Source organism: Clostridium sp., assembly GCF_040797585.1.
In the GTDB taxonomy this organism is placed as follows: domain Bacteria; phylum Bacillota; class Clostridia; order Clostridiales; family Clostridiaceae; genus Clostridium_Z.
In genome coordinates this window covers 1-6,268 of sequence record NZ_JBFNEO010000172.1, presented here as the reverse complement: position 1 = coordinate 6,268, position 6,268 = coordinate 1, and the positions used below count along the sequence as shown (strand labels likewise).

At 29.2% G+C, this 6,268-nt stretch carries 5 protein-coding genes and 3 pseudogenes; 2 read left to right on the top strand and 6 right to left on the bottom strand.

All coding sequences use genetic code 11. From position 1 onward, the window contains the following. A pseudogene (locus tag AB2369_RS10500) lies at positions 1–509 on the bottom strand (hypothetical protein); the annotation flags it as partial. A gap of 336 nt (positions 510–845) precedes the next feature. Between AB2369_RS10500 and AB2369_RS10495 the strand changes: the two are divergent. Beyond that, positions 846–1,788, top strand: a pseudogene (locus tag AB2369_RS10495) (tyrosine recombinase XerC). Positions 1,789–1,817: 29 nt separating this feature from the next. Here AB2369_RS10495 and AB2369_RS10490 read toward each other — a convergent pair. Further along, positions 1,818–2,165 (bottom strand): hypothetical protein, encoded by a 348-nt coding sequence (locus tag AB2369_RS10490; RefSeq protein WP_367666431.1) that lies wholly within the window; start codon positions 2,163–2,165, stop codon positions 1,818–1,820. 148 nt (positions 2,166–2,313) lie between these two features. Here AB2369_RS10490 and lexA point away from each other — a divergent pair, with 148 nt between their 5' ends. Then, complete coding sequence (gene lexA, locus AB2369_RS10485) at positions 2,314–2,922, top strand: transcriptional repressor LexA (RefSeq protein WP_367666430.1); 609 nt, start codon at positions 2,314–2,316, stop codon at positions 2,920–2,922. A 37-nt stretch (positions 2,923–2,959) separates the two neighbouring features. Here the strand turns inward: lexA and AB2369_RS10480 are convergent, their stop codons facing one another. The 4 genes and pseudogenes from AB2369_RS10480 to AB2369_RS10465 all read right to left on the bottom strand — a co-directional run. Then, on the bottom strand, positions 2,960–4,240 hold the full coding sequence (locus AB2369_RS10480) for an aminotransferase class I/II-fold pyridoxal phosphate-dependent enzyme (protein WP_367666429.1): 1,281 nt from the start codon (positions 4,238–4,240) through the stop codon (positions 2,960–2,962). A gap of 98 nt (positions 4,241–4,338) precedes the next feature. Next, positions 4,339–4,581 carry an RNA chaperone Hfq gene (gene hfq, locus AB2369_RS10475; RefSeq protein WP_367666428.1) on the bottom strand — a complete coding sequence of 81 codons (243 nt, stop codon included), beginning with the start codon at positions 4,579–4,581 and terminating at the stop codon, positions 4,339–4,341. 54 nt (positions 4,582–4,635) lie between these two features. Beyond that, positions 4,636–5,565 (bottom strand): tRNA (adenosine(37)-N6)-dimethylallyltransferase MiaA, encoded by a 930-nt coding sequence (gene miaA / locus AB2369_RS10470; protein WP_367666427.1) that lies wholly within the window; start codon positions 5,563–5,565, stop codon positions 4,636–4,638. Between the two features lie 14 nt (positions 5,566–5,579). After that, positions 5,580–6,268: pseudogene (locus AB2369_RS10465) on the bottom strand (DNA mismatch repair protein MutL); the annotation flags it as partial.

Here is a 6,268-nt window from a genome sequence, read left to right as displayed (position 1 = left end):
TTATAAGACTTATTTTCTTCTATAATTTTATTTAGTGTAGTTTTTTCTTCTTCTATTTTTTCTATATAGGACTTATTTTGTTTAAGTAATTCTTCCTTTGTTTCAAAATCTTTTAATAACTTTTCTTTATCTATATTAATATCTTTAATATCCTTAGCTTTTTTCTTTAGATCCTCCTTTAAAGTCATAATTTCTTCGTTAAGCTTTAATATTAGAGAATCCTTATCTTTTGATTCCTTTAGAAATTTATCTCTTATCCTTTCCTCAGCATTAATACTTATCTCTAAGGAGTTCATAAATAGACTTATAAGTTTATTTACATAATCTTCAAATGTCTCTATTTCTTTTTTACGATCCCCCATAATTTCTTTAGCATTTTGTATCTCAAAAACATTTACTAAATGAGATAAGCATTGTTCTTGAGTTAATCCTTCATTTTCTGCTATTTTCCTAAAGGATTTTATTGTATCTTCTGAAAGCCTCATAGTAGTTGTTTTTATATCGCTCATAAAATTTATCATCTCCAAAATTATAAAAATATTTATAATGTATTATACCACAAATACAAGTAATACATCAATAATACATGTATTTATATGTATTACATATACTGAAACAGTGATTTCACAAAGAATTCGGGTGATTTTATAGAAAACATAAAAAGAATACAAAATAACTTCGCTAAATATACATTTAGCGAAGTTATTTGTGTAAAAAAAGAGGAAACAGGATAAATTTATAGAATAATAGTATATAAAGTAATAAAAATTTCATCATATACTATTATTTATTAAAATTATAATTTATTTTCAAGTAAAAAACACCATTGAATTTAGGAGGAATTTATGAAATATGATATAGAGATTATAAATAACAGTAATTAAAGGCAAATCAGAAAACACTGTTGAAGGATATAAAATAGATTTAATAATGTTTTTTAGGTTTATAAAATATTATAAAGGTCTTATTAATAAAGATGTAACCTTTGAAGAAATACCTATACAAGATATTGATGAATCTCTAATAAGATCAATTAGATTATCAGATTTATACGCCTTTATATCTTTTACGGAAAAATATAGAAATAACGGAACCTATGCTAGAGCTAGAAAAGTGGCTACTTTAAAATCCTTTTTCAAATATTTAAGTGGAAAAGCTAAGATTTTAGAAGAAAATCCTTCTCTAGATTTAGAATCCCCTAAAATAAGCAAGAGACACCCTATATACCTAACTTTAGATGAAAGTAAAACTCTTTTAAACTCATTAAATGAAAATAGTAAGAATTATAAAAGGGATTTTTGCATATTGACCTTGTTTTTAAACTGTGGTCTTAGAGTTTCAGAACTTCGTGGTATAGATATAGATAAAATAAAGGGCGATACCCTAAGTATAATAGGAAAAGGAAATAAAGAAAGGACTGTTTACTTAAATAAAGCCTGTATTAAGGCTATAAATGAATATATCCCTGTAAGAGATACTGAAAAAGTTCCAAGTGATGAGAAAAAAGCTTTATTTTTAAGTAATAAGCATAGACGAATTTCTGTTAGAGCCATAGAACTATTGGTTAAGAGTCATGTTAAAAACTCAGGAGTAAATAAAGAGAAATGTACCCCTCATAAGCTAAGACATACTGCTGCAACTTTAATGTATAAGCATGGGAATGTAGACATTAGAAGCCTTCAGCAGATTTTAGGTCATGAAAACATATCTACTACTCAGATTTATACCCATGTAGATAATGAAATTCTAAGAGCAGCTGTAAAGTCAAACCCTTTAAGTGATGAATAAAAAAAGAAAATCTAAGGTATGAATTTACCTTAGATTTTCTTTTTTACTCTTATAAGACCTGGAAAGGCTTCTTCAAAATTATCACTAAAGCTATATGTATCTTCTAATAAAGATGATAGACCATCAATATCTTCTATGTACTCTATATCCTCAAGTTCATTTACATCTTCTATATACTCTGTATCTTCTTCGTAGTCACTCTCTCCTACTTCTTTATTTAGTTCATAATTTAAATCTTCCTCATAAATAAAACTTTCATCTTCATCCTTTGCAACTGCTTGGATACTTATAGATCTTAAATCAGCGTCATTCTCATCTAAATATTCCCTTAAATCCTCGTCTATATAATTATTAAAATCTTTTTTACTATCTTTCATTAATAATCACTCCTAATACAATTAATACTATCCAATTAGCTCTATAATTATACCAAATAAGTCTTTCTATATCAAATAAACAGAACATAAGTTTGATATGGTAAAACTATTATGATATAATGTTTTTAAGGATTGAGAGGTGTAATCGATGATAGAGGCTAAGAATAAAAAGCAATTGGAGATATATGAATTTTTAAAAAAATACACTGAAGAAAAAGGATATCCCCCATCAGTTAGAGAGATTTGTGAGGCAGTATCACTAAAATCCACTTCTACTGTTCATGGACATTTAAAACGCCTTGAAAAGAAAGGTCTTATAAAAAGAGATCCTGCAAAACCAAGAGCGTTAGAGATTGTTGGATTATCCTCTATAAATAAAGAAATAATAGATATTCCGGTTATAGGTAAGGTAACTGCTGGTATTCCTATTTTGGCTGAAGAAAATATAGAAGATACATTTTCTATTCCATCAAGTTTTGTTAAACATGATAAAGAGCTTTTTATACTAAATGTAATTGGTGATAGTATGATAGAAGCTGGAATACATAATGGTGATTTAGCTATAATTGAAAAAATACCTTCTGCTATAAATGGAGATATTGTTGTTGCTTTAATAGGAAATGAAGCAACAATAAAAAGGTTTTTCAAAGAAAAGGATCATATAAGATTACATCCAGAAAATAAAACTATGGAAGATATTATAGTTAAAGATTGTTCAATTCTTGGAAAATTAGTGGGAGTTTACAGAAGATACTAAAAGTGAGGTTTGTTTAAACCTCACTTTTAGTGCTTTCCTACTCTAATATTTTTGAAAGAGAAATTAGAATTCCTATTTTTCCATGATCAAAGGTTAATCCACCTTGAAGGTATGCAATATATGGTGCTCTTATAGGAGCATCAGCAGAAAGCTCTATAGATGATCCTTGAATAAAAGCTCCTGCAGCCATTATAACTTGATCTGTATATCCTGGCATATCCCATGGTTCACATTGAACAAAAGAATCTATTGGAGATCCCTTTTGGATACCCTTACAGAAGTTTATTAGTTTATCCTTATCATTAAATTTGATAGCTTGTATTATATCACTTCTTTTGTCATTATACTTAGGTAATACTTCAAAACCTGCAAGTTCCATTATCCTTGCACAGAATATAGCTACCTTTACAGCCTCCATGGCTATATGGGGAGCTAAGAATAGCCCTTGATAGAAGGATCTCATAACTCCAAAAGTTGATCCACACTCTCCCCCTATTCCAGGAACAGTTAGTCTGTAAGCGGCTTGGTCTACGTAAGCTTTCTTACCTGCTATATATCCACCAGTAGGAGCAATTCCTCCCCCTATGTTCTTAATTAAAGATCCTGCCACAAGATCCGCCCCTACTTCTGTAGGCTCTTTATCTTCTATGAATTCCCCATAGCAGTTATCTACAAAGACTACTACATCTTCCCTAATAGATTTTACAAAAGTTATAGCTTCCTTTATTTCATCTATAACAAAGGAATTTCTCCATCCATAGCCTGTAGAACGTTGAATATGTACAAGTTTTATGGTTTTATCTTCTTCGAGAACTCTTTTTATCTCTTCAAAATTAAATTTTCCATTTTTTAAATCTACTTGTTTGTAATTTACTCCATACTCTTTTAAAGAACCTATGTTCTTCTCTTCACTTATTCCTATAATATTATGTAATGTGTCATAAGGAGCTCCTGAAATACACACCATGGTGTCATTAGGTCTTAAGTTTCCAAACAAAGCTGAACCAATAGCATGGGTTCCATTAACAAAATGAGGTCTTACAATGGCAGCTTCACAGTTAAATATTATTGCATATACTTTATCTAAAGAATCCCTTCCTATGTCTCCATATCCATATCCAGAAGAGTTAGTAAAATGACTATCACTTATGTACTCATCTTGAAATGCCTTAAGAACTTTTAGCTGATTAAATTCTCTGATTTCATCATATATATTAAATTGCTCTTCTATATCTATTAGAGCTTTTTCATATAGATTTATAACCTTATCACTAATCTTATATTCTTTAAACAGCATATCTTTAGTAGCTTGTAACATTTTTATTCCTCCAAAACCATAAATTATTCCTAATATATATTAACATATAAAAAAAGAATAGGCAAAATTTTACCTATCCTTCTTTCTATGTTTCATTTTTATCTCTCATTTTCTACACTATTATTAAAAAGTATAACTTTGGCTGGGGTAATTGTACTTATAGCATGTTTATATATTAACATTTGTCTTCCATCACAATCTAAAACAACAGTAAAACTATCAAATCCCTTAACAAACCCTTTTAGTTGAAAGCCGTTTGTTAAATATACTGTAACAGGTATTTTATTCTTTCTAGCCCCATTTAGGAATATATCTTGTAAATTATTAGCTGCTTTGCTCATGGCGCATCCTCCTTAATAATTTTTAGAATTTTATAATTACTTAAATTATACAACCTAATAGACCTTTATGTCACTTACTATTTTATTAATAATTTCATCTTCTGACATTTCATCCTTATCTAGGTATATAATCCTAGGATCTTTTCTAAACCAGGTAAGTTGCCTTTTTGCATAGTTTCTAGATCCCTTTTTAATTAGCTCTATTGATCTATCTAATGTAATATCTTCATTTAAATAGTATAGAATCTCTTTATAACCTATCCCCTTCATAGATTGCATATCTGGAGTATAACCCATATCTTTTAACTTTTCCACTTCTTTTACAAGGCCCTTCTCCATCATAATATCAACTCTTAGGTTAATTCTATTATAGAGTTTTTCTCTATTCATGGTTAAAACATAATAGTCAATATCATAAGGAATATCGTATAGTGTATCCCCTGCATTAAAGGAACTAAAGGGTTTCCCAGAAGTTTTATATACTTCTAAGGCACGAATTACTCTTTTTACATTGTTAAAATGAATTTTTTCTGCACTTACCTCATCTACCTGTTTTAACATATTATGAACATATTCATTTCCTTTTTCTTTACTTAAGTTTTCTAAGTAGTTTCTATATTCTTCATCCTTAACTCCCTCTGTAAAAGACATATTGCAGATTAAAGAGTCTATATAAAGACCAGTTCCACCAGCTAATATGGGAAGTTTTCCTCTACTACATATATCTTCTATAGAAGCTTTTGCTCTTTCTTTAAAGTCTGCCACAGTAAATTCCTCATCTGGCATCACTACATCTATAAGATGATGAGGAACACCATCCATCTCTTCCTCAGTAACTTTAGCAGAACCTATGTCCATGTACTTATATATCTGCATAGAATCTGCTGAGATTATTTCTCCATTTAATATCTTTGCTAGTTTTATGGAGATATTAGTCTTACCTACAGCTGTAGGTCCACTTACAACTAAAAGTTTATTTTTCATAATTTTATCTACCCCTACTGTATTCTCTTAAATCTCTTTTCTAATTCATAAAGCCCCATCTTTATTATAGTTGGTCTACCATGAGGACATGTAAATGGTTCTTCTATATATCTTAATTTTTCTAAAAGTTCCTCCATTTCCTCTTTACTTAATGAATCATTTGCTTTAATTGCTGATTTACAAGCCATAGAGGCAATCTTATGAAACTTAACCTCTTCTGTTTTACCACTACCTAAGTTTTTTAGATTATCTAATATAGACATAAATAAATTTTTTATGTCTAGCTTACCAAATATATATGGCACTTGTCTTAAACTAATAGTAGTTTCTCCAAAGTTTTCTACATTAAAACCACCAGTTTTAAAGAGTTCCTTGTTTTCTTCATAAATTCCAAAATCATCTAAGGATAAGTCTATTAAAACAGGTATCAAAAGGGGCTGCGCTATTACAGAACCTTCTTTAATGTCATCCATATATTTTTCAAACATTATCTTCTCGTGAGCTGCATGTTGATCTATTAAATAAAGAGTCTCATTAAATTCCCCTATTATATAAGTTTTATTAAATTGACCTATTACTCTTAACTTTGGAAATTTAGCATATTCTATAGGTTTTTCTGTGGAGAAGCTAGAAACTTTAGGTAGTTCTTCTGAGTCTTCTTTTAAAATATCCTTATGAGTTACTTCATTCTGATTTTCTAGAC